The organism is Hymenobacter ruber (assembly GCF_054783255.1).
Genome location: NZ_BAAGQX010000004.1, coordinates 2,380,885 through 2,401,177, shown reverse-complemented (window position 1 = coordinate 2,401,177; position 20,293 = coordinate 2,380,885). Strand labels below are relative to the sequence as shown.

24 protein-coding genes are annotated in these 20,293 nt (G+C 62.1%); 15 read left to right on the top strand and 9 right to left on the bottom strand.

Annotated elements, in window-relative coordinates; all coding sequences use genetic code 11:
- Positions 1–19 precede the first annotated feature (19 nt).
- Entirely contained in the window at positions 20–862 is an 843-nt protein-coding gene (locus tag ACYVM5_RS20840; RefSeq protein WP_460620011.1) for a hypothetical protein, read from the top strand.
- Between the two features lie 278 nt (positions 863–1,140).
- Here the strand turns inward: ACYVM5_RS20840 and ACYVM5_RS20835 are convergent, their stop codons facing one another.
- Complete coding sequence (locus ACYVM5_RS20835) at positions 1,141–3,060, bottom strand: ABC-F family ATP-binding cassette domain-containing protein (protein WP_460620010.1); 1,920 nt, start codon at positions 3,058–3,060, stop codon at positions 1,141–1,143.
- Positions 3,061–3,250: 190 nt separating this feature from the next.
- On the opposite strand from ACYVM5_RS20835, the gene ACYVM5_RS20830 reads away from it, so the two are divergent.
- Entirely contained in the window at positions 3,251–4,105 is an 855-nt protein-coding gene (locus ACYVM5_RS20830; protein WP_460620009.1) for a hypothetical protein, read from the top strand.
- Positions 4,106–4,166: 61 nt separating this feature from the next.
- Here the strand turns inward: ACYVM5_RS20830 and ACYVM5_RS20825 are convergent, their stop codons facing one another.
- Positions 4,167–4,757 (bottom strand): hypothetical protein, encoded by a 591-nt coding sequence (locus ACYVM5_RS20825; protein WP_460620008.1) that lies wholly within the window; start codon positions 4,755–4,757, stop codon positions 4,167–4,169.
- Positions 4,758–5,034: 277 nt separating this feature from the next.
- Between ACYVM5_RS20825 and ACYVM5_RS20820 the strand changes: the two genes are divergently transcribed.
- Positions 5,035–5,349: a hypothetical protein gene (locus tag ACYVM5_RS20820; RefSeq protein ID WP_460620007.1), complete on the top strand. Its 315-nt coding sequence runs from the start codon at positions 5,035–5,037 to the stop codon at positions 5,347–5,349.
- A 162-nt stretch (positions 5,350–5,511) separates the two neighbouring features.
- On the opposite strand, the gene ACYVM5_RS20815 is transcribed toward ACYVM5_RS20820, so the two are convergent.
- Positions 5,512–6,039, bottom strand: a complete 528-nt coding sequence (locus tag ACYVM5_RS20815) for a hypothetical protein (protein ID WP_460620006.1) — start codon at positions 6,037–6,039, stop codon at positions 5,512–5,514.
- Between the two features lie 468 nt (positions 6,040–6,507).
- Here ACYVM5_RS20815 and ACYVM5_RS20810 point away from each other — a divergent pair, with 468 nt between their 5' ends.
- Positions 6,508–6,810 carry a hypothetical protein gene (locus tag ACYVM5_RS20810; RefSeq protein WP_460620005.1) on the top strand — a complete coding sequence of 101 codons (303 nt, stop codon included), beginning with the start codon at positions 6,508–6,510 and terminating at the stop codon, positions 6,808–6,810.
- A gap of 117 nt (positions 6,811–6,927) precedes the next feature.
- On the opposite strand, the gene ACYVM5_RS20805 is transcribed toward ACYVM5_RS20810, so the two are convergent.
- Complete coding sequence (locus ACYVM5_RS20805) at positions 6,928–9,459, bottom strand: ABC transporter permease (protein ID WP_460620004.1); 2,532 nt, start codon at positions 9,457–9,459, stop codon at positions 6,928–6,930.
- Between the two features lie 63 nt (positions 9,460–9,522).
- Complete coding sequence (locus ACYVM5_RS20800; protein ID WP_460620003.1) at positions 9,523–10,218, bottom strand: ABC transporter ATP-binding protein; 696 nt, start codon at positions 10,216–10,218, stop codon at positions 9,523–9,525.
- A gap of 207 nt (positions 10,219–10,425) precedes the next feature.
- On the opposite strand from ACYVM5_RS20800, the gene ACYVM5_RS20795 reads away from it, so the two are divergent.
- Complete coding sequence (locus ACYVM5_RS20795; RefSeq protein ID WP_460620002.1) at positions 10,426–11,121, top strand: arylesterase; 696 nt, start codon at positions 10,426–10,428, stop codon at positions 11,119–11,121.
- Here the strand turns inward: ACYVM5_RS20795 and ACYVM5_RS20790 are convergent.
- Positions 11,118–11,345 (bottom strand): hypothetical protein, encoded by a 228-nt coding sequence (locus ACYVM5_RS20790; RefSeq protein WP_460620001.1) that lies wholly within the window; start codon positions 11,343–11,345, stop codon positions 11,118–11,120. The two genes, ACYVM5_RS20795 and ACYVM5_RS20790, sit on opposite strands and share 4 nt — an antisense overlap.
- A 136-nt stretch (positions 11,346–11,481) precedes the next feature.
- Between ACYVM5_RS20790 and murI the strand changes: the two genes are divergently transcribed.
- Positions 11,482–12,330 carry a glutamate racemase gene (gene murI, locus ACYVM5_RS20785; protein ID WP_460620000.1) on the top strand — a complete coding sequence of 283 codons (849 nt, stop codon included), beginning with the start codon at positions 11,482–11,484 and terminating at the stop codon, positions 12,328–12,330.
- A 141-nt stretch (positions 12,331–12,471) separates the two neighbouring features.
- Positions 12,472–13,824, top strand: a complete 1,353-nt coding sequence (locus ACYVM5_RS20780) for a site-specific integrase (RefSeq protein WP_460619999.1) — start codon at positions 12,472–12,474, stop codon at positions 13,822–13,824.
- Here the strand turns inward: ACYVM5_RS20780 and ACYVM5_RS20775 are convergent.
- Positions 13,755–14,246 carry a hypothetical protein gene (locus tag ACYVM5_RS20775; RefSeq protein WP_460619998.1) on the bottom strand — a complete coding sequence of 164 codons (492 nt, stop codon included), beginning with the start codon at positions 14,244–14,246 and terminating at the stop codon, positions 13,755–13,757. The genes ACYVM5_RS20780 and ACYVM5_RS20775 overlap by 70 nt on opposite strands.
- A gap of 3 nt (positions 14,247–14,249) precedes the next feature.
- Positions 14,250–14,444 (bottom strand): hypothetical protein, encoded by a 195-nt coding sequence (locus ACYVM5_RS20770; RefSeq protein ID WP_460619997.1) that lies wholly within the window; start codon positions 14,442–14,444, stop codon positions 14,250–14,252.
- 70 nt (positions 14,445–14,514) lie between these two features.
- Between ACYVM5_RS20770 and ACYVM5_RS20765 the strand changes: the two genes are divergently transcribed.
- From ACYVM5_RS20765 to ACYVM5_RS20750, 4 genes are all read left to right on the top strand, one after another.
- Entirely contained in the window at positions 14,515–15,120 is a 606-nt protein-coding gene (locus ACYVM5_RS20765) for a thermonuclease family protein (RefSeq protein ID WP_460619996.1), read from the top strand.
- 60 nt (positions 15,121–15,180) lie between these two features.
- Positions 15,181–15,927: a hypothetical protein gene (locus ACYVM5_RS20760; RefSeq protein ID WP_460619995.1), complete on the top strand. Its 747-nt coding sequence runs from the start codon at positions 15,181–15,183 to the stop codon at positions 15,925–15,927.
- Between the two features lie 108 nt (positions 15,928–16,035).
- Positions 16,036–16,383, top strand: coding sequence for a hypothetical protein (locus tag ACYVM5_RS20755; protein WP_460619994.1), 348 nt, complete (start codon positions 16,036–16,038; stop codon positions 16,381–16,383).
- A gap of 39 nt (positions 16,384–16,422) precedes the next feature.
- Positions 16,423–16,893 (top strand): hypothetical protein, encoded by a 471-nt coding sequence (locus ACYVM5_RS20750; protein WP_460619993.1) that lies wholly within the window; start codon positions 16,423–16,425, stop codon positions 16,891–16,893.
- A 77-nt stretch (positions 16,894–16,970) separates the two neighbouring features.
- Here the strand turns inward: ACYVM5_RS20750 and ACYVM5_RS20745 are convergent, their stop codons facing one another.
- On the bottom strand, positions 16,971–17,408 hold the full coding sequence (locus ACYVM5_RS20745; RefSeq protein ID WP_460619992.1) for a hypothetical protein: 438 nt from the start codon (positions 17,406–17,408) through the stop codon (positions 16,971–16,973).
- Between the two features lie 254 nt (positions 17,409–17,662).
- Here ACYVM5_RS20745 and ACYVM5_RS20740 point away from each other — a divergent pair, with 254 nt between their 5' ends.
- The 4 genes from ACYVM5_RS20740 to ACYVM5_RS20725 all read left to right on the top strand — a co-directional run bounded on the left by ACYVM5_RS20740 (position 17,663) and on the right by ACYVM5_RS20725 (position 20,195).
- Complete coding sequence (locus tag ACYVM5_RS20740; RefSeq protein ID WP_460619991.1) at positions 17,663–18,130, top strand: LexA family protein; 468 nt, start codon at positions 17,663–17,665, stop codon at positions 18,128–18,130.
- A gap of 2 nt (positions 18,131–18,132) precedes the next feature.
- Positions 18,133–19,470, top strand: coding sequence for a Y-family DNA polymerase (locus ACYVM5_RS20735; RefSeq protein ID WP_460619990.1), 1,338 nt, complete (start codon positions 18,133–18,135; stop codon positions 19,468–19,470).
- Between the two features lie 171 nt (positions 19,471–19,641).
- Positions 19,642–19,836 (top strand): hypothetical protein, encoded by a 195-nt coding sequence (locus ACYVM5_RS20730; RefSeq protein ID WP_460619989.1) that lies wholly within the window; start codon positions 19,642–19,644, stop codon positions 19,834–19,836.
- A gap of 98 nt (positions 19,837–19,934) precedes the next feature.
- Positions 19,935–20,195: a hypothetical protein gene (locus ACYVM5_RS20725; protein ID WP_460619988.1), complete on the top strand. Its 261-nt coding sequence runs from the start codon at positions 19,935–19,937 to the stop codon at positions 20,193–20,195.
- The last annotated feature ends 98 nt before the right edge of the window (positions 20,196–20,293 follow it).

Here is a 20,293-nt window from a genome sequence, read left to right as displayed (position 1 = left end):
ACCCTAAATCGTCAGTTGTATGCTGCCTTTTTACGTTCGTTCGTTGCGTTGGCTGGCGTTGGCCGGGCTGGCTACGGGCTGCGCCCCCACCTATCAGCTGGGCATGAAGCCGACCCGGGCCACCGGCTTTTTTGTGGAGGGCCGTGAGCAGGCCCAAACCGTGGCCGACAGCGTAGAAGTGCGCCTGAGCTTCGTGTGCTACGAGCCCACGCGGGTAGTATTCGAGGCCGAATACCGCAACCCCTCCCACCACGCGCTGGTGGTCGACCCGGCTGCGTTTCAGTACGAAGCCAGCCGCCTGCCCGCCCCGGTCCCCGGCCCCAAAGCCAAGCGTCCCAAGCCCCTGCCCGGTGCTGAGGTAACGGCCGCCGTGGCCGCCGCCAGCATGGCCCTGCCGTTGCCCCCGCTGCCCCCCAACGCCGTGGCCGCCTTCGACCCCGAACCCGAAATAACCGCCCTGCGCAGCAAAGCCGATAGCGAAGCCACCAAAGCCGCCAAGTTCGACTGGCTGGGACTGGCCCTCGGGGCGGCCAGCCTGGCTACCGATGTGGCCAGCATTGGCAAGCGCGAAACGCCGGCCCAGTACCAGAGCCGCGCCGCTATCCACGACGCGGCCGTGACCTACAGCGTCATCTCCACCGCCGCCAAAATTGAGCACGCCGTGGCCGCCGAGGTGCTCCAGCAGCGCGCCGCCATGCTTCAGGACTACGCCCTGCGCAAGGTGACGCTGCAGCCCGGCCAGCAGGTGCGCGGCTACCTCTACTTTCCGCGCTACGATGCGGCCGATGGCCTGGTGGTGAAGGCCCCGGTAGGCGGAAACATGGTGCCGCTGGAGTTTGCGCAGGTGCGCCGGCGGCAATAAAAAATAATTGCTAAATGCAACGCCGTTTGCTGTATATTTCGATTCCTTTCCACGCTTTACTCCTTTCCAGTATGCAAACTTCGCCTTCTTCGTGGCTAATTGAAAGCGCCCGACATCAGAAAAAATCTCAGCGAAACGGACTGATTTTGAGTGGGCTATTGATAGCCACTGCCGTGTTGGTTCAGATATTTGGTTAAACAAAAAGCCCCGGCAATCTGTCGGGGCTTTTTGTTGCTTACGGGGCTTCGGTTTGTGTAAATGAGCCGGGTTGGGTGAATTTACCCCAAATCGGCCAGCTCCAGCCACCGTTCTTCTTTCTCCCCCAAGTCCTTTTCAATTGCTGCCAGACGGGCGCCCCAGGCGGCGAAGTCCTGGGGGCTGCCGCTGCCGCCGTTCAGCTTGGCGGTGATTTCCTGCTTCTCGGTTTCCAGCGTCGCCATGGCTTTTTCGAGCTGCTCGTACTCCTTTTTCTCGGCGAAGGTGGCGCGGCGCTTGGTGGGCGAGGGGGCTACGGCCGTGCTCACGGCGGCCGGCGTGATGGCGGTTTTGGCGGCGGCGCGGGCGGCTTTGGCGGCTTTTTCTTCTTCGATTAGCGCGGCTTCGGTTTCGCGTTCGGCGAGGTATTCGCGGTAGTCGGTGTAGTTGCCGGGGAAGTTGAGGACGGCGCCGCCCGGCTCCAGCACGAAGAGGTGCTCGGCGAGGTGGTCGAGGAAGTACCGGTCGTGGCTGACGATGAGCAGGCAGCCCGAGAAGTGCAGCAGGAAATCTTCCAGAATGTTGAGCGTGGCCAGGTCCAGGTCGTTGGTGGGCTCGTCAAGAATGAGGAAGTTGGGGTTTTTGATGAGGACGCGCAGCAGCTGCAGGCGACGCTTTTCGCCCCCGCTCAGCTTGCTCACCAGCGTGTATTGCTGGGCCGGCGGGAACAGGAACAGGTTCAGGAACTGGCTGGCGGTGAGCACGTCGCCGTTGGCCAGCTCCACCACTTCGGCCACTTCCTTCACGATGTCGATGACGCGCTGCGAGGGGTCGAATTCCAGCTCGGTCTGGGTGTAGTAGCCAAACACGGTGGTCAGGCCCACGTCGATGGTGCCGGAGTCGGGCTTGAGCTTGCCGGTGAGCATGTTGAGCAGCGTGGACTTGCCCGCGCCGTTCGGTCCTACCAGGCCAATCCGGTCTTTTTTCTTGAAAACGTAGCTGAAATCGTCGAGCACCACGTTGTCGCCGAAGCGCTTGTTGATGTGGTCGGCTTCGATGATTTTACCGCCCTGGCGGGTGGTTTTCACGCTCAGCTCCACCTGCTGCTTGGTGAGGTTGGTGCTGGCCTTTTCCTTGGTGACGTAGAAGGCGTCGATGCGGGCTTTTTGCTTGGTGCCGCGGGCCTGGGGCATGCGGCGCATCCAGTCGAGCTCCTTTTTGAAGAGCTGGCGGGCCTTTTCCACTTCCACGGTTTCGCGCATTTCGCGGTCGGCCTTTTTCTCCACGAAATAGGCGTAGTTGCCCTGGTAGCGGTACACCTGGCCCTTGTCGAGCTCCACGATTTCATTGGCCACCTTGTCGAGGAAGTACCGGTCGTGGGTCACCATCAGCAGGGTGAGGGTGGGGGAGGAGAGGCGGTTTTCGAGCCACTCGATGGTGGCCAGGTCCAAGTGGTTGGTGGGCTCGTCAAGGAGCAGCACATCAGGCTCTTCGATGAGGACGCGGGCCAGGGCCACGCGCTTGCGCTGCCCGCCCGAGAGCTGAGCCACGTTGCGCGTGAGCAGCTCGCCGAGGATGCCGAGGCGGCCGAGAATCTGCTGCACCTGGGCTTCGTAGTCCCAGGCGTTGAGGGCGTCCATGCGTTCGAGCACGCGCTGCAGGTCGTCGGGCTTGTGGTCGGGGTCGTTGACGACGTGCTCGTACTCCTGGATGGCCTTGAGCGTGTCGTTCTGGCTGGCGAAGATGGTTTGCTCTACGCTCAGGCTTTCGTCGAACACGGGGTTTTGGCCCAGGTAGGTGACGCGGATGCCTTTGCGCACGCTCACCTCGCCGGTGTCGGGGGCTTCGAGGCCGGCCAGCACCTTCATGAGGGTGGTTTTGCCGGTGCCGTTGATGCCCACAAAGGCCACGCGCTGGCCCAGGTTCAGGCCGAAATTGAGGTCTTTAAACAGCCAGCGGTCGGCGTAATTCTTCGAGATGTTCTCGGCGGATAACAGGTTCATAGGCCGCAAAGGTACGGCCGGGGCGGGCGGGGTAGCTTATAAGCAAGCTCCTGGCCGAATGACCAAACCCCTTGCCTGCTATCCTGTGCTCAAGTGTAACAGAAGACACTTCACGTTTTCGTTTACCTTGTCTTGAAATTCAGAGTAGCACCTACCTATTATAGGCTAATAGAAGTATAATATCAACAGGATGGAAACCAAAATTGATTTTGAGAAAATTAAGGCAGATACATTCGAAGTATCTGAGGCAGCGTTTGGCTATATTGTTGACAAAATACAAGCTCTAATTGATAAAAGTATTGTTGACACAAGTCTCATATTTCCACTCGTTAAATTTATTATTGATAGAAGTTCAACTGTTTCACAACTGGCTAAAGCTGGTAAAATCTGGGATGCTGAAATAATTTTTCGGTCTACTCTTGAAGTTCTATCCAAACTCTTAATAATTACTACTCAAGCTAACGAAGAAGCTGTGAATAGTAAATTGGATGAATATTGGGTTCAGATAGGCGAAATGGAAAGGCTTCGTGCTTCATTAGAAGTTGAAAAAGTAGTAAAAGGTGGTAATATGAATGATTTGGATGCATTCAGACGTCAAATCTTACCAGATTTAGAACGGTTGGATTTAGAATCCAGAATCACAAAAGACAAACGCAAAAGGTTGTCCAACGATTGGTCTTTCAATGATATACTACTCAATCTTGCTAAGAATAAGGAAGTCATACCGCTAATAGGTTATGATGTCATGCATTATTTCTGGAAGATGTCGTCGCACATAGCGCATGGCGATAAAGTCGCTATGGTTGCAATCAAGATTCAAGAAGAAATAGCTGAAGGAAAAGAAATTAGAGATATAACTCAGTATTTGAAATTGCTGAAAGCTGTCAGTGGTGCCTGCTTTTGGGCAGCTTCACAATTCTCTGGTTTTATAAAAGATGATAACGCAACAGAAGATATTATAGCTAGATTTTTAGCTTATGATAGATATATGACACGTATTCATAAAGCCATAGCTGAAGAAGCTAGCAGGAGAGGTATTCAGTAACCCTAGCCCCTATCGCGGCTGCCGACACGCCCCGTCGCGGCGGGGGCGGAGGTTGCTGACCTCACTTGTGGGCCTGGGCTTCGAGGTAGGCTTTCAGGCCGAAGTCATGTTTGTAGAGCATGATGCCGGGCGCGTGGACGATGAAGGCCACGATGGCGGCCGACTTGCCGCGCTCGGGCCGGCTCAGCTCGAAGCCGATGCCGTCGAAGGGCGCGTCGAGGAGCGAGCGGGGCTCTTCGGTGCCGAGCTGCAGGTTGAAGGCCTTGTCGTGGCGCGGGTAGAGGGGGGCAATGTCGGCCACCGGCGAGCCGATGTGCAGGCCGTTGGCCAGCTTGAAGGCCGGCGAAGTGGTGCGAATGAGCTGCACGGTGCGGGCCTTGGAGTTGGGCGCAGCCCCGGACGGGCGGGCCCAGTACACGTCGAGCTGGCTGGAGCGGTTGCCGGCCACGGTTTCCTTGCCCACCCAAGTATTCCACGACTCGCCCAGCGCGCCTTCGGTGTGGGTGGGCGGGCCGAGGGGGGCCAGAGATTTGAGCGGGTCGGTGCCGATGGCCACGGTGCCGATGCTGCGGCCGGGCACCACCAGGTAGCGCGGGCCGGGAGCCGCCAGCACGGCGGCGCCGGCCAGCAGGAGGGTGGGGAGGAAGTGCATGACAGGCAGAATGAGGAAGCGGACGGCCAGGGGTTGGGATATACCGGATAAGATTATACGCAGACCCGCCGTGCGTGAGCTGCCAGCACCCGTTACTCCCAATACGCCCCATCGCGGCGGAGGCGAAGAGCCGGCGCACCGGCAATTGGTAGGCAGAAACATACGAATGCATTGCTTGGAAAGGGTATAGCAGAGCGGCTCCGTTCGATTCTGCTCAAGTGTGAATAGATTATATAAATATTTACTATGTTTACTATTCACTAAATCCTCAGTTATCATGAAATCATTCACTTTGCCATTCCGGACCTCAATTTCCCGGGCATCTGCGCCGGGCACCCTCAATCTGGATGAGCCCAATGCTGTGCTGCGGGCGCGGGCGCTGGCATTTTCGCTGGGCACATCGTCGTTGCACATCGATTGTTCGCGGCTGGCGTGCCAGCGGGCGCTGGGGGTTGGCTATGTGGTTTCGCAGCTGCTGCTGCTGCATCGAGCGGGGGCCAAGGTGTGGTTGCGCAACGTGAATGCCCCCCTGCGACGTTGCCTTGACCTGCTGCGCCTCAATTCGCTATTCCAGATTGAGGAAGCCTGGTGAAAAGCAGCCTGGCTCACGCCATAGGGAGCCCGCAACGCTCGTAGCGCAACAGTGGGAAGGACTATACGCGTCGCAGCCCCATGATTTCAACCAAAGCCAAAGGCCCGTTTACCAACCGGTAAACGGGCCTTTGGCGCGCAGTGCCTGGCAATGCGGCAGGCGCTATTGCAACGATTTGGGCAATACGTACTGGTCCTTGTCGAGCATGACGTAGCCGGTGCGCAGGTATAAACCCCGGTGCCGAACGACCATGCCGGGGACACTGGTGTAAGCCACGGGAATGGAGAGCCAGATAACAGCGCCGTTCAGCCGGCGCTCCCTGAGCAGTATTTGGTGGCCGGCACTAAGGCGGTAACGCTCCTGCACGCGGCCATTGCGGCGGTAGCGGGTGATGTGACGCCAGGCGATGTTATCGGGTGCCCACTGCGTCTGTCGCACGCCGGCGTTGGACAAGGTGCCGCTGTTCTGGTGGGAAATGCCCACCACCACCACGCGGCGCCGGCCGCGAGACCGGGCATTGGTGTTGAATATTGGGCTGGTTTGCTCCGCGTGCAGTCGTAGCTGCGCCGCTTGTTGCAGCAGGGTGTCGCGGGCGGCGGCAGCGCGGGCGGGGTCGGTGATAAGCTGCGCGTGGGCGGGCGCGGCCAACAGCACCAGCAGGGCCAAAAGGCCGCCTAATCGGTAGAACATGTCGAATAAAGGGTTGTGGAATGCCCCAAAGCTACTGCGCCGGCCGGCATCCTGCCAACAGAATGGTGGCGCTGGAAAGCATGCCCAATGACCGGTGCTACTCCTACTCGAAAGGGTCGCTTTGGCATGAGAAAAACGCGGGCGAGACGACCGCCTGTGCAGTGAAAACCGTCCGGCAGTTGCCCGTTAAAACAGCCCTTGCGACGAGGCCCGTATTTCTACCCTCCCCAACGCACGTACTTATACCTGGCTTTAAAAACAGGTGATTTTACGCGTTTTTCAGCACCCCGCCGGGCGCTAGGTTTGCATCAGTTATTACTCGGATTAACAGGCAGTTTGCTGAAGCTACCCATGGGCAACAGGCAGCGGTTTTTCAGTAGTAACGAGTGGAGCAGCAACCACTTTGCCAAACGGGGCGATGATTCCGAAAAGCCTTACGAGTAGGAAAAATAATAACCCAATAAACCCATGTCAAATTCACCCGCAGCAGCACCAACCGCAAACGGCCAGGCAAATACGTTGCCCGGAGGCTGGACGCCCTACCACCCCCTCACCCCCCAGGACCAGAAGGTATGGGACGAAGCCATGCACGGCTTTGTAGGGGTGAAATACACGCCGCAAGCGGTTTCGACGCAAGTGGTGGCCGGCACCAACTATAAATTTGAGTGCAACGCCACGATGCCGCCATCCAACGCTATCTGGCGCGCCATTGTGGAGATTTATGCTCCCCTGCAAGGCCAGCCGCACGTGGTGAGCATTCACCGGATGTAATTAATTAGCAAGTGAATTAGTAGGAGAATATGAGAAGCCCCCTGAAATTATCAGGGGGCTTCTCTTCTTTTATCTCATTTGCTGAAGCTGGACAGCGCTGCGGGGAAGCCCTACGCTTTATCCCTCGGCCCGCAGCACCTCCAGCGGCGAGCGGCGCAGCACGTCGCGGCTGTTGAACAGGCCGATAGCGGCCGTGAGGGCCGTGACCAGCGCCGCCAGTCCCAGCAGCGGCAGCACCGCCGGCCCGAAGCTGGCCTCGAACACCCATACGGCCAGCGCCCACGCCGCCAGCACCGCCAGCGCAATGCCGGCGAGTGCTGCCAGCAGCCCCAGCAGGCCATACTCCACCAATGTGATGCGCAGAATCTGGGCCCGGCTGGCGCCCAGCGTGCGCAGCAGCACGCTTTCACGCACCCGCTGGTAGCGGCTGATGACCACCGCGCTGCCGAGCACCAGCAGGCCGGTGAGGATGCTGAAGCCCGCCATGAAGCGAATCACGAAGGAGATTTTATCGACAATGTCGTTGAGCGTTTGCAGAATCAGGCCCAGGTCGATGGCCGACACGTTGGGAAATTGCTGCACCAGCTTTTGCTCCACGGCGGCCAGCGCGGCCGTGCTGGGCGTGTGCGTGAGCACCACCTGGAACTGCGGCGCGCCCTCCAGCACGCCGGCCGGGAAGATGACCAGAAAGCTGGGCTGCACCCGGCTGCGGTCAATCTCGCGGGTGCCGCCGATGATGGTGCGCTGCGGCAGGCCCTGCACGTTGAAATCCAGCGTGTCGCCCAGGCTAAGCTTGGTGCGTTCCAGGTAGCCCTTCTCCACGGAGATGCGCGGTATTTTATCGGGGCCAATGGTCGGTAAGGTGCCGGCGGTGAGCTTTTCGGAGGAGTTCAGCGAGTCGCGGTAGGTCACGCGGTACTCGCGGGTGAGGGCCCAGGCCGGGATGCCCCGCGCCGTATCCTTTTTAATCACGAAAACCGACGTGCCATTGATAGCCGTCAGGCGCATCGTCACGATGGGGACGCGCTGGAGCACGGGCAGCTTTTGCGCCGTCAGCAGCGCCTCTACGCCGGCGCGCTGCTCAGGCTGAATGTCGAAGAGTACCAGGTTGGCGGCTGATTTCTGGCCGGCCACCTGCACGCGGCCCAGCAGCATGGCCTGGGTGAGGAAAAGCGTGGCCAGCAGAAACGTGCCCAGCCCAATGGACGTGACCAGCGTGAGCGTCTGGTTTTGGGGCCGATACAGATTGGCCAGGCCCTGCCGCCACACGTAGCCCCAGCCGGCGGGGAAGAAGCGTCGCACCGCCAGCATCAGCAGGCGGCCCAGGCCGGCCAGCGCCGCAAAGGCGGCCAGTAGCCCCGCCCCGAAGCCCAGCGTGAGCTTCCAGTCGTGCGTCTGGCCGTAGGCGAAGGCGAGAATGAACAAGCCGATTACCCCAATAACAACGCCCCGCACCGGGTCGGGTGCGGTTGTATCGTCCTCAAAGGCCGTGCGCAGCACCCGCAGCGGCGACACGCGCCGGATGCGCAGCAGCGGCAGCAGCGCGAAGAGCACCGCCATCAGCAGCCCCGTGAGCAGGCCCGTGGCAATGGCGGCCCACGACACGCTCACCGTAATATCAACGGGCAGAAAATCGCCCAACACCCGGGGCAGCAGCCCCTGCACGGCTGCGCCCAGGCCCGCGCCCAGCACCGCGCCGATGAAACCCAGCCCGGCCGTTTGAATCAGGTAAATGAGCAGCGCCTGCCGGCCGCTGGCCCCCAGGCAACGCAGCACGGCCACGGCAGCCAGCTTTTCGCGCACGTAGAGGTTTACGGCGCTGGCCACGCCCACGCAGCCCAGCAGCAGTGCCACAAAGGCCACCAGGCTGAGGTAGCGGGTGAGGTCGGCAAAGGCGCGGCCGGTGCTTTGCTGGCGGCTGGCCACGGTATCGGTGTCGAGGTCGGCCGCGTCGAGGCGGGCTTGTAGGGGCTTGAGCACGGCGGCCACGTCGGTACCCGGCGCGAATTGGTAGCTGCGGGTGTACTTCACCCGGCTGCCGCGCTGCACCAGGCCGGTGGCGGCTACTTCCTTCAACGGCAGAAACACCGTGGGTGCTACCGCCGTGCTGATGCCGGACTGCCCCGGCGTTTTCAAAACCCGCCCGATGATGGGCAGCACCACGTTGCCCACCTGCACCGAATCACCCACTTTGGCCCCGAACTGCACCAGCAGCGCGTCATCAACCAGCGCGCCGGGGGCGGCGGTGGTATCGGCGAAGCGCCGGGCGGCGGCCTGCGGCTGCGTTTCCCAGTCGCCGTAGAAAAAGCCGCCGTCGCGCGCCCGCACTTGGGCCAGCCGCGTGCCCCGGCCCGGCCGGAACTGCACCAGCGAGGCAAAGGAAATTTCCCGCGTGCGGGCCGTGCCGAGGTTTTTAAGGGCAGGTTCCAGTTTGGGTGCGAAGGGCTGGTTGGCGCTGAGTACGAGGTCGGCCCCGAGCAGCTCCCGCGCCTGGGCGCTGATGCTGCGGGCCAGGTTATCACCGAAGGAATTGATGCCCACCAATGCCGCAATGCCCAGGATAATGCTGGCCATGAACAGTAGCAGTCGCGCCCGGCTGCGGCGGCTGTCGCGCCACGCCATGCGGAAAAGCCAGGAGGTATTAGTCATTTTTGGGGTGTTATGGTAGCTTATTTGAGGACAGTCAGGCTGCGTCTGCGCTCAGCATGCCGTTCAGATGCTAATTTGATTTGCCCCCAGTATTTCCTCCACCACCTTGCCGCCGCGCAGGCGCAGCGTGCGCTGGGTTTTTGCGGCCAGCTCCAGGTCGTGCGTCACGAGCACCAGCGTGGTGCCGGCTTCGCGGTTCAGCTCAAACAACAGGTTCACCACCCGCTCGCTGGTGTCGGGGTCGAGGTTGCCGGTGGGCTCGTCGGCGAAGAGCACGGCCGGGCGGTTGGCGAAGGCGCGGGCCAGGCTCACGCGCTGCTGCTCGCCGCCCGAGAGCTGGGCGGGGTAGTGGCCGGCGCGGGCGGCCAGCCCCACACGGTCGAGCAGGTCGAGGGCGGTTTTGGTGGCGCCGCGCTGGCCGCGCAGCTCCAGCGGCACCAGCACGTTTTCGAGGGCCGTGAGGGTGGGCAGCAGCTGAAAATTCTGAAAGATGAAGCCCACGTGCTCATTGCGCACGGCGGCGCGCTGGTCCTCGCTCAGGTTATCGAGCTGAATGCCATTGACCCAGACGCTGCCCGATGTAGCACGGTCGAGCCCGGCGCAGAGGCCCAGCAGTGTGGTTTTGCCCGAGCCTGAAGGCCCAACGATGGCGAAGGTGTCGCCGGCGGCGAGGTCGAAGCTAACGGCGTGGAGCACCGTGAGCGGCTGGCCGGCGCTGGGGTAGGTTTTGGTGAGATTATCGACGCGGAGGATGGACATGTAGTAGGATGTAGAGACGCATATTCGCGTCTTGTCGTTGGACGATAATGGGACGGCCCGTTGGGGCGGGCGCAGACGACAAGACGCAATTATGCGCCTCTACATTCCGCCTGCTGCACAACCGCGCCGGCCCCCGTTCGTTACCCAAGACGTTGAAACCCTTGGCATGTTTTCCAACTTTATGGTTTCGTGCCCAAAAAGCTGCTTATGAAATTTCTGAATTTGCCCCTGGCCGCCCTGCTTGGGCTGGCCCTCACTGCCTGCAATACCGGCCCCACGGCCGAAAAGCCGGCTGCTGCCGAGGCTCCCGCCACTACCGCCCCGGCGGCCACGCCCGCCACCAAAAAGCGCTTACTGTTCTTCGGCAATAGCCTCACCGCCGGCTACGGCGTCGAGCCCGAGCAAGCTTTTGCCGGCCTCATTGGTGCCAAAATCGATTCACTCAAACTGCCCTACGAAGTGATAAACGCCGGGCTGAGCGGCGAAACCACTTCCGGCGGCCGCAGCCGCGTGGGCTGGATTCTGAAACAGCCGGTGGATATTTTTGTGCTGGAGCTGGGCGGCAACGACGGCCTGCGCGGCCTGCCGCTCTCAGCCACCCGCGACAACCTGCAGGGCATCATCGACACGGTGCGGCGGCGCAGCCCCGCCGCGCAAATTGTGCTGGCCGGCATGCAGATTCCGCCCAACATGGGCCAGGCCTACGCGAAAGATTTCAAGGCCCTCTACCAGGAAATGGCCACCAAAAACCACTTGGTGTTGATTCCCTTTCTACTGCAGGGCGTAGGCGGCGACCGCGCCCTGAACCAGGCCGATGGCATTCATCCCACGCCGGCCGGGCACCGCATTGTGGCCCGCACGGTGTGGGCGGTATTGCAGCCGCTGCTGGTACCAAAAAGCTAAATTACCCGCAGCCCGTCGAGGTTTACTTCATCGCGCAGCAACTCGAGGTGGCGGTAGGCGAGGGGGCGGCCAGCATCGGTGCTGAGGTCGGGCAGGGCGGCGCGGGCCGCGTCGAGGGTGAGCTGGGTGAGCTTGCGCTCGCCGAGGTAAATGGCAACGGGGCGGCCCAGGCGGGCATCGTGCGCGGCCAGGGCGTGGTCGATTTCGGCCAGAATGGTGCTCATAGAAAAAGAGTTGAGCTGAAAATTGGCGGAAATATACTGTGTAGCTTTCAGTTGGCCGTGCATAGCACGGGCCAACGATTGAGTGTTATCCATCTACCTGAAAACTGTTCACTGCCAACCCGGCTACCTTTGCCCAATGACTACTGCTGCTCCCGCTCCGGCCGTTTCGGCGGCATTGGCCGCCCGGCCCATTGGCATGTTCGACTCCGGTATTGGCGGCCTCACGGTGGCCCGGGCGGTGGCCCAGCGCCTGCCCCACGAGCGCATCGTGTACTTCGGCGATACGGCCCACCTGCCCTACGGCGACAAAAGCACGGCCGCCATCCAGGCCTATTCCATCAAGATTTGCGACTTGCTGCTGCGCCAGCACTGCAAGCTGATTGTCATTGCCTGCAACTCGGCCTCGGCCGCCGCCTACGAGCTGGTGCGCGAGTACGTGGGCAGCAAGGCCCAGGTGCTGAGCGTGATTGACCCCATTGTGGCGCACCTGGGCCAGGCCTACGCCGGCCGCCGCGTGGGCCTCATCGGCACGAAGCAAACGGTGAATTCCAACGTGTATAAAAAGAAGGTCGACGACCTCGATGCGGGCGTCGACCTGCAGTCGCTGGCCACCCCGCTGCTGGTGCCCATGATTGAGGAAGGCTTCTTCAGGAACTCCATTTCGGACGACATCATCGGCACTTATTTAGGCAACCCGGCCCTGGCCGACATCGACGCGCTGGTGCTGGCCTGCACGCACTACCCGCTGATAAAGGAGCAGATTGCGCGCTTCTACGCCGGCCGTGTCGATGTGCTGGATGCTTCGGATGTGGTGGCCGCCGCGGCCGAAGCATATTTAGCAGCCCACGGCCTGCTGGCGCCCGCCTCGGCCACGCCGCCCGCGCACCATTTCTACGTGTCCGATTTCACCCGCTCCTTTGAGGAAAGCACGCGGATATTCTTCGAGCAGGAAGTGCACCTGGAGCATTACCCGCTGTGGGAATAGGTTTATATACCATGTTGCTGGCCAAAAATACCCCGTGGGCGTAGTTTAAACGGGTTTTTTGGTTCTCGCGTGGTGCTTCCAAAACGGTTTGTATTGGCATTTACCCGGTGGTTTGCGCCCCACTGGTCGCCCCACTTTTTTATGAAAGTTTCTTACATCCTGCGGACGGATAAAAAGAGCACGGCCGGGCTGGCGCCGGTGCATGTGGTGATTCACTACGATGGCAAGCGGCTGAAAGCTGGCATCGGGGAGAAGTGTAAGCCGGCGAACTGGAACGCGGAAAGCCAGCGGTTTTGCGGCAAAATGGAGGGAAAAGCCGAGGCCAACGACTACTTGAAAAAGCTGTCGGAGCGGCTGTATCAGCTGTACCGGAAGCTGCGGGGTGACGGGGTAGCGGTGACCAAAGAGGCACTGCTGGCGGTGGTGCAGCCGGTGGTGGCCGAGGAGCTTCCGGCCCCTGCGCCGGAGCCGCCGATGGTGGGGCGGTTCGAGGAGTTTATGGACACCATGCGCGGGATGGGGTACGCACCGAATACCCTCATTCACTACAAGACGGTGCGCAACACCCTGAACCGGTTTCTGATTTCGGTGGGGCGGCCCGAGCTGCCGGTATCGGAGTGGGACATGGCTTGGCATCAGCAGTTCGTGGGCTACCTGCGCGAGGTGCAGGAACTGGCCGACAATGCGGTGTTCTCGACCATCAAGGACCTGAAATCTTTTCTGCGGCACCTGCAGAATGAGCGGGGCGAAACGTTGGCCCTGGACCTGGCGAAAGTGCAGCTGCGCTACTCTGACCCGGTGAAAGTCCACCTGCGGGCGGATGATTTGGCGGCGCTGGATTCGGCTATTCTGCCCACTTGGATGGTGTCGGTGCGGGACGTGTTTCTGTTCTGCTGCTACACCGGACTGCGGTACTCGGACGTGGCGGCGCTGCACGGCGGTAACCTGCACACGCTGGGCGCGGACGGCAGCGCCGGGCGGGTGCTGCGGCTGACGCAAACCAAGACGCGCACGGCGGTAAGTATCTACCTAACCTCGGCGGCTGCGGCGTTGCTCGATAAGTACGCGGGGCCTGCGCGGTCAGGGGCCGGGGCCAAGCTGATGCCGGTGCGGGTGAATACGGCCATGAACCGGGCCCTGAAACGGGTGGGTGAGCTGGCGGGCCTAAACCGGCTGGTGGAAGTGGTGAGCACGCCGGGCGGGCGTGTTGAAAAGCGGGCGGTGCCGCTGTACGAGTTGATGAGTATGCACACGGCCCGTCACACGTTTGCGGTGCAAAGCCTGCTGCGTGGTATGCCGGTGGTGGTACTGCAAAAAGTGCTGGGGCACGCCCACATTCAGACGACGATGCGCTACGCCCAGATTGTAGAGGAAGTGCAACACGATGCCATGCGGGCGGCGTGGGAAGGTCCGGCCGCGCCGAGTCAGGGCGCTACCGTCAATGCGGCGGCTTTGTCGGGTACCATCTGCGCGGTGGAACCGTTGGCGGCTTGAATGTAGCCGGTGACGGTAATGGTGCGGCCTACGAGTTTGGCCGGGTCCATTTTGAGGTGGGCGGCTACGTTGGCGAATAGTACCACTTCAAGCGGGCAATCCGGGAAGGGCTTGCTTAGGTTCAGGAAGGTTGGTGCGCCCTCGCGGTGGTGCGCCGTGTAGGCGCGTACCACTTTGCCCGTTACCTGGGCCCGCTTGCCGATGTAGCGGGGGGCTTTGTCGGCCGGTATCTTCAGAAGCGGCGGTGTCGTCGAAGAAGTGAGGGCTGCGGCCGTTATCAGCGTCAATACAAAGCCGCGCACGGAAAGCCGGGGCCGCGCCTGAACAGGGCGGTCAGCCGGGGGCATTACGGCCGGGCCGGCCGATACCTGCGAACTGGGGGCGGCGGTACTGCAGCCTTGCTTGGTCCATACTCCAGCCATACTCTAACTGCGGTTCAAGGCGCGGGACACTTCGGCCTCGGGGAGGTGGGTGAACTGGCAGAACTCGGCCACCGACACGTAGGCCCGCGCCGGCTTATTTAGCTCCTTGCGGATGCGTTGGAGCAGGGTCTTGGCGGTGCCGTATTTGGTGCCGGTCAGCTGGGCTACCTCCTTCGGGTAGATGCAAACCTGGGGCATAGTGGGGTGTATTTGGCTAGATGTGGCAGACGAATATACAACCCTTACGGGCGGCGCGTAGGTTCGGGGCATGATGAGCAAGCGTAAGGTTTCGGTACTGGGCGTGGGGGTTTTTGTGGCCGGGTTGGCGATGGGATGCCTCGGTACCCGGTCCGACGACTTTCCGGCTTCGTCCTTCACCGCCCGCGCCGCTCTCGCCGCCGAAGCCGCCCGGGTGGTGCGCGTCATCGACGGAGATACCTACATCGTGCTGTCGGGCTCCAGTACCTACCGGCTGCGGCTGCTGGGCGTGGATGCACCCGAGCATGACCAAGCATTCGGGCCGCAGGCTACCGACTCGGTGGCGCGGCTGCTGGCGCCGGGGCGGGTGGTGCTGGTGGCGCGGGCCGGGCTGGACCTGTACGGCCGGACGCTGGGGGCGGTGCTGCTGCCGACCGCAACGGTGGCAGCTGCGGGCCGCGCCGTGCCGCTGGATTCGCTGCTGGTGGTGCGGGGGTGGGCCTGGGCTTTCGACCCTAACCGCACCGTGGCGGGGCGGGCGCAGCAGCAGGTGGCCGCGCAGCGGGCCGGGCGCGGGCTGTGGAAATGCGGCGCGGCCGGGGCGGTGCCGCCGCAGCTGTGGCGGTCCTTCAATTCTGAAATCAAGCGGCGCTACCGGGTTGGCTGCACCTGGTAACAATGCCGCGCAAGTGAAAGCAGCCGGGTTTTTTATCTCACTTTTTATCCCTCTTTTCTCATGGCCTCTCAAAATGGCATCCTGGGTTTGCAAGGCACCGTGGGCGGCCTTGTATTCGCCAAAAACGGCACTGTCCGTCAGAAACCCGCTTCGAACAAGGCAGCCTTCACCTCGTCGGCGTCGCTGGCCCGTACCCGTGAAAACGCTTCGGAATTCGGCCGCGCCGCTTCGGGCGCCAAGCTGATTCGGGACGCTTTGCGCGTGCTCATTTCGGCCGCTTCCGATAGCCAGATGGTGAGCCGCCTCACGCAGAAGGTGCGCCAGCTCATCGGCATGGACGACACCAACAACCGCGGCGAGCGGGTGGTGGACAAGGCCAACATCGCGGCCCTGCTCGGCTTCAACTTCAACCTGGGCGCCGGCATCGGGCAGAGCATCTTTTTCCAGTACGGCATCGCCGCAGCCGGTTCGGACGTGACGATGAGCATTCCGGCCCTGAACCCGGGTACCGACATCTCGGCTCCGCAGGGCGCGACCCACTTTGAGCTGCTGTACGGCGCGGCTTCGCTGGACTTCGAAACCGGCACCTACCAGCAGGGCGCCGTGGCGGCTCCGCTGGGCATCCTGGCCCTGAACTCGCCGGCGCTGGCTAACCAGAGCATCGTGGCCAGCTTCCCGGGCGCTCCGGCCGCTACCGACGTGGTGGTGGGCGTGGTAGGCATCAACTTCTACCAGCAGCTCAACGGCCAGATGTACCCGCTGAACAACAACGCCAACAACCCGTTGGCCATCGAGTTCGTGGGCTAAATGGCCTTCGGAAAAAACAAAACGGCCGGCTCCTTTTGGCGCTGGCCGTTTTTATTCAGACCCGGAGGGCGGCGGTTTTTACCTTCCTTGCCTTTACAGCTTCAACATATGGTAGCTCTTACGCTATACCAACTGCAAGGTAAGCGGCGCATCAAAAAGGCATTGAAACGCCGCTACAGTGCCGATTTCAAGGCGCGTGCGCTGGCGTTGCGGCTAGCGGAAGCGTTGGCCGATGCTTCGGTGGCGGCTACCAACGTGGCAACCATCAACACGCTGTACGGCACCACCTACGCCGGTTCGACTTCCTTTATCCAGGCCCTGGGCACGGCTGGGGTCGGTGCCGCCATTACGGCCGCTGCTGCAGCGAGCGTGGCCGGTGCTCCGGCTCAGGTGTACGCACCGCTGCCCAACGCCAACGGCGGCGCCGAGCTGGCGCCCAATGCGGCCCTGGACTAATTTTCTCTTCACTCAGAACGCGCTACGCGCACCCAGTTTATGCCTATCAAGCCCATTCTTTCCGCCTCCGCCGGCGGTAAATCTTCTGCTTACCAATTGCAAGCCAACGGCCGCGCCAAGCGGGCCGTGAAACAGGTATCGGTGGCCGATACCCGCGTCCGGGCGGCTGCCCGCGTGCTGACCGATGCGCTGGCGCTGGCCAGCAAGGCCACGGCTGCCGTCGAGGCCGTGAACAAGGCATACGGTACCAGTTACCCTACCACGTCAAAGTACGTGGAGGCAGTGGCCGGTGGGGGCGTGACTCAGGCCCTCGCCAAAGCGGGCGAAATAGCGCCCACGGCCGAATACCCGCCTGTCATCGGCTCGTTCGAGGACAGCAAGGACGGGGCCGCGCTGCCGGGCCTGGCGGTGCTCGGGGAGTACGAGGCTCCGGCCGATGTCAAAACGGAAAAACCCGCGAAGGCAAAAGCCCGGAAGGAGGAAGCTCCTGCCGATACCGTACCGGCGTAACCGACGAGGGCGGCCATGGTCGGCCGCTGTGGACTGAAAAAGCCAGCTCCTGATGAGGGGGCTGGCTTTTTTTGTAGCTAGGCGGCTTGTAGCTCGTCTTCGCGGTAGCAGTCCCAATAGCCGTTGTCGAGGCGGTAGACGTTGACGCGGTGGTACAGGCCGGTGGCGGGGTGGCGCTCCTTGTGCTGGCCGCGCCAGATGACGGGGGCGGGGGCGCTATGGGTGGGCTGCACGCAGTTGCCGATTGCGAAAGCGAAGGCGTGGCCCGGAGCGTATAGGGGCACCGGAGGGGCGTTGTCGGCGTGCTCGGCAGCGGCGGGTGGCGTGGGGGCGGCGGCGCAAGCCTGCTCGTGCCAAGCCAGCGGGTCGCCGCAGATGGAGCAAAGCGGGTCGGCGGCGTCCGTGCCGTATTCGGGTGGCTGTTCGTCGTGGTAAAGTAAATCGGCGGTGCCGGGCTCGTGCTCGGCATCCTCGTATAGCAACACGGTGCGCGGCGCTTTTTTGAGCGTTTTCATGGGGCGAGGTAATGCATTTGCGGGCTGATGTTGCTGCTAATTTAGCTGGCTTTTGGTAAGGCAGCAAATAGAAATACAACCATATTAGCAGTGATAGGCGGGTAGATTACGGCTGAAATACCAGTAGGGTACTTCCTTTGGATGAAAGTTTTACGACTGATTATCAGTGGTCATTGCCAAATTCATTAGTGATTTTGTAAACTAATACAGTTAGCAGGCGTTTCTTTGGGCGTTCACTCTATTTTATCCGCCTTATGTATGACGTGCTGCTTATTCCGGTGCATGAAGCACCGATGCCCGCCCTGCTGCCTGTGTTCAGCTGCCGGGTGCCTGCGGGGTTTCCCTCCCCGGCCACCGATGAGTTGGAGGGGCTATTCGACCTAAACCGGCTGCTGTTTCGGCACCCTGACGCTACGTACTTGGTGCGGGTGTCGGGTGAGAGCATGAGCGGGGCCGAAATTCACGCCGGCGACCTACTGGCCGTGGACAAGCATTTGGAAGCCGACCACGGCCATATCGTGGTGGCGGTGGTAGAAGGTGACTGCACCGTGAAACGGTTGGAGCGCCGAGGGGAAACGTGGTGGCTGATGCCCGCTAACCCGGCATTTCAGCCCTACAAGATTCGGACGGGGGAAGAACTGCACATCTGGGGCGTGGTGACGCACGTCGTGCATGAGCTGATACCGGGTAAACTCGCGGCCCTGCTGCACAGCCGCGACTAGGTATGTTCGGGCTGGTGGATGTCAACAACTTCTACGTGAGTTGTGAGCGGGTATTTCAGCCGCGGCTGGAAGGGAAGCCGGTGGTGGTGCTTTCAAATAATGACGGGTGCATCATTTCGCGCTCGGCGGAAGCGAAGGCGCTGGGCCTGAAAATGGGCGAACCCTACTTTCAGGTGAAAGAGCAACTGCGGCGCGAGCAAGTGCAGGTGTTCAGCTCGAACTATACGCTGTACGGCGACATGAGCCGGCGCGTGATGCACTACCTGGGGGCGTCGGTGCCGGGGGTGGAAATATATTCGATTGACGAGGCATTTCTGGACCTGGGCGGCCTGGAACAGCACCTGACGCCGTACCTCGGCCACCTGCACGACCTGGCGCAGCGGCTGCGGACGGGCGTGAAGGCGCGCACGGGGCTGCCGGTGTGCGTGGGCGTGGCCCCGACGAAAACGCTGGCCAAGCTGGCGAATCGGGTAGCCAAGAAAGACGCGGGGCTCGGCGGGGTGCTGTACCTGGATTCGGCGGAGCGGCGGGCCTGGGCCCTGAAGCAGGTGCCGGTGGGCGACGTGTGGGGCGTGGGGCGGCAATACGCCCAGAAGCTCTCGGCGGTGGGCGTGGACTCGGCGGCGGACCTGGCGCGGGTGTCGGAGGCGTTTGCCCGCAAGCACCTGGGCGGCGTGGTGGGCGCGCGGCTGGTGCGCGAGCTGCAGGGCTACCCCTGCGCGGGGCTGGCCCCGAGCGAAGACGGGACGCTGAAACGGCAAAGCATCAGCTGTTCGCGCACGTTCGGGCAGCCGTTGCGGGTGCAGGCCTTCGTGATGGGGGCGCTGGCCTCGTTCGTGGCGCGGGCAGCGGAAAAGCTGCGGGCGCAGGGCGAGCTGGCGCACGTCATGACGGTATTCATCAGCAAAAACCGCTACGGGCCGGACGCGGGCGCGGCGGGCGGGCATTCGCGCTCGGCGGTGCTCACGCTGCCGGTACCCACCGGCGACACGCGGGAGCTGACGGCGCGGGCCGCGCAGCTGCTGGCCCGGCTCTGGGAACCGGGGGCGGTGTACGTGAAGGCGGGCGTAGTGCTGGCCGGGCTGGAGCCTCCGGGCGGGCAGCAACTGGGCTTGTTCGGGGAGGCCGCTCCGCTGGCTGCGGGGGCTGCCGTGGACGGCCGCGGCGCACGGGCGATGGCGGCGCTGGATGGCCTCAATGCCCGGTTCGGGCGCGGGACGGTGCAGCTGGCGGCGGCGCTGGGGCCGAAAGGCGGCGGGCCGGTGCCCTGGAAGGGGCAAGCGGCGTGGCGAACTCCGGCCTACACGACGAGGCTGGAGGACCTGCTGACGGTGGACTAATACTTAACCTGCTTAACTGTTAATGCTATGTCTTTTCCAATTCCCCCGGCCCACTTGCCAGGGTCCTTGCCGGATTACCCGGTTTCCAACCGAGCCGTGGTGAGGCGGCTGCATAATCGACGCATTACGATGCTCGCGCTGCCCAACGGGGACTGCTACACGCATTTCGCGGTGGCGCTGCGTCCCGGTGAGGCGGATGAGCTACGGCGCGGGGGCCACGTCGATTCGGTCATCAACTACATCCTGCGGGACCGGGTGCGGTACTGGGTACTGGTGTTGAAGGGCGAAACTTTCGACGCCATGATTAGCTGCTGGGGCGACCTGCAGGCGCGGGAGCAGCAGCGGAAAACCCGCAAGCGGGCGTGAGCAAGCCGGGTGGCTGTACTACCTGCCATGCCGATAAAATGAACGTTTGGGGCCCGGTGGGTTGCCGGTCTTCGTTTTTACCTTTTCACTTATTCGTTATGCCACATTTTTTGCCGGATGCGGAATCCATCACCGATTACTGCGGAGCCTACGAGGCCCGCGGGTGCCGATTTGACGTAGTGCGGGCCACCTCGATGGGCGGGTTCGGGCTACGGATGAAGTTCGGCCCAGGAAGCAACGTGTCGCCCATCTTCCCCTTGCCAGCGGAGGAAATGCAGACGCCGGAAGCGGCGGAGCAGTGGATGGCGTACCTGCGCGACACCCACCTAAGCCAGTTTTCTTACTTGCTGCAGGAGTAATAGGCGGGCAACGGCGCTAGGCTTGTGGTGGGACAGGAACTTATGTAAAGCCCCGGCTGGTATGGCACCGGCCGGGGCTTTTCTGGTTTGTTGGTGGC

Excerpts from the sequence above, each read along its gene's own strand:
- ACYVM5_RS20825 (WP_460620008.1), bottom strand. The coding sequence starts at position 4,757 with ATGCACTTCCTCCCCACCCTCCTGCTGGCCGGCGCCGCCGTGCTGGCG.
- ACYVM5_RS20745 (WP_460619992.1), bottom strand. The coding sequence starts at position 17,408 with ATGAAAACGCTCAAAAAAGCGCCGCGCACCGTGTTGCTATACGAGGAT.
- ACYVM5_RS20765 (WP_460619996.1), top strand. The coding sequence starts at position 14,515 with ATGATGAGCAAGCGTAAGGTTTCGGTACTGGGCGTGGGGGTTTTTGTG.
- ACYVM5_RS20775 (WP_460619998.1), bottom strand. The coding sequence starts at position 14,246 with ATGGCTGGAGTATGGACCAAGCAAGGCTGCAGTACCGCCGCCCCCAGT.
- ACYVM5_RS20810 (WP_460620005.1), top strand. The coding sequence starts at position 6,508 with ATGTCAAATTCACCCGCAGCAGCACCAACCGCAAACGGCCAGGCAAAT.
- murI (WP_460620000.1), top strand. The coding sequence starts at position 11,482 with ATGACTACTGCTGCTCCCGCTCCGGCCGTTTCGGCGGCATTGGCCGCC.
- ACYVM5_RS20770 (WP_460619997.1), bottom strand. The coding sequence starts at position 14,444 with ATGCCCCAGGTTTGCATCTACCCGAAGGAGGTAGCCCAGCTGACCGGC.
- ACYVM5_RS20795 (WP_460620002.1), top strand. The coding sequence starts at position 10,426 with ATGAAATTTCTGAATTTGCCCCTGGCCGCCCTGCTTGGGCTGGCCCTC.
- ACYVM5_RS20840 (WP_460620011.1), top strand. The coding sequence starts at position 20 with ATGCTGCCTTTTTACGTTCGTTCGTTGCGTTGGCTGGCGTTGGCCGGG.
- ACYVM5_RS20750 (WP_460619993.1), top strand. The coding sequence starts at position 16,423 with ATGCCTATCAAGCCCATTCTTTCCGCCTCCGCCGGCGGTAAATCTTCT.
- ACYVM5_RS20835 (WP_460620010.1), bottom strand. The coding sequence starts at position 3,060 with ATGAACCTGTTATCCGCCGAGAACATCTCGAAGAATTACGCCGACCGC.
- ACYVM5_RS20815 (WP_460620006.1), bottom strand. The coding sequence starts at position 6,039 with ATGTTCTACCGATTAGGCGGCCTTTTGGCCCTGCTGGTGCTGTTGGCC.
- ACYVM5_RS20725 (WP_460619988.1), top strand. The coding sequence starts at position 19,935 with ATGCCACATTTTTTGCCGGATGCGGAATCCATCACCGATTACTGCGGA.
- ACYVM5_RS20755 (WP_460619994.1), top strand. The coding sequence starts at position 16,036 with ATGGTAGCTCTTACGCTATACCAACTGCAAGGTAAGCGGCGCATCAAA.
- ACYVM5_RS20800 (WP_460620003.1), bottom strand. The coding sequence starts at position 10,218 with ATGTCCATCCTCCGCGTCGATAATCTCACCAAAACCTACCCCAGCGCC.
- ACYVM5_RS20790 (WP_460620001.1), bottom strand. The coding sequence starts at position 11,345 with ATGAGCACCATTCTGGCCGAAATCGACCACGCCCTGGCCGCGCACGAT.
- ACYVM5_RS20735 (WP_460619990.1), top strand. The coding sequence starts at position 18,133 with ATGTTCGGGCTGGTGGATGTCAACAACTTCTACGTGAGTTGTGAGCGG.
- ACYVM5_RS20805 (WP_460620004.1), bottom strand. The coding sequence starts at position 9,459 with ATGACTAATACCTCCTGGCTTTTCCGCATGGCGTGGCGCGACAGCCGC.
- ACYVM5_RS20760 (WP_460619995.1), top strand. The coding sequence starts at position 15,181 with ATGGCCTCTCAAAATGGCATCCTGGGTTTGCAAGGCACCGTGGGCGGC.
- ACYVM5_RS20740 (WP_460619991.1), top strand. The coding sequence starts at position 17,663 with ATGTATGACGTGCTGCTTATTCCGGTGCATGAAGCACCGATGCCCGCC.
- ACYVM5_RS20820 (WP_460620007.1), top strand. The coding sequence starts at position 5,035 with ATGAAATCATTCACTTTGCCATTCCGGACCTCAATTTCCCGGGCATCT.
- ACYVM5_RS20780 (WP_460619999.1), top strand. The coding sequence starts at position 12,472 with ATGAAAGTTTCTTACATCCTGCGGACGGATAAAAAGAGCACGGCCGGG.
- ACYVM5_RS20830 (WP_460620009.1), top strand. The coding sequence starts at position 3,251 with ATGGAAACCAAAATTGATTTTGAGAAAATTAAGGCAGATACATTCGAA.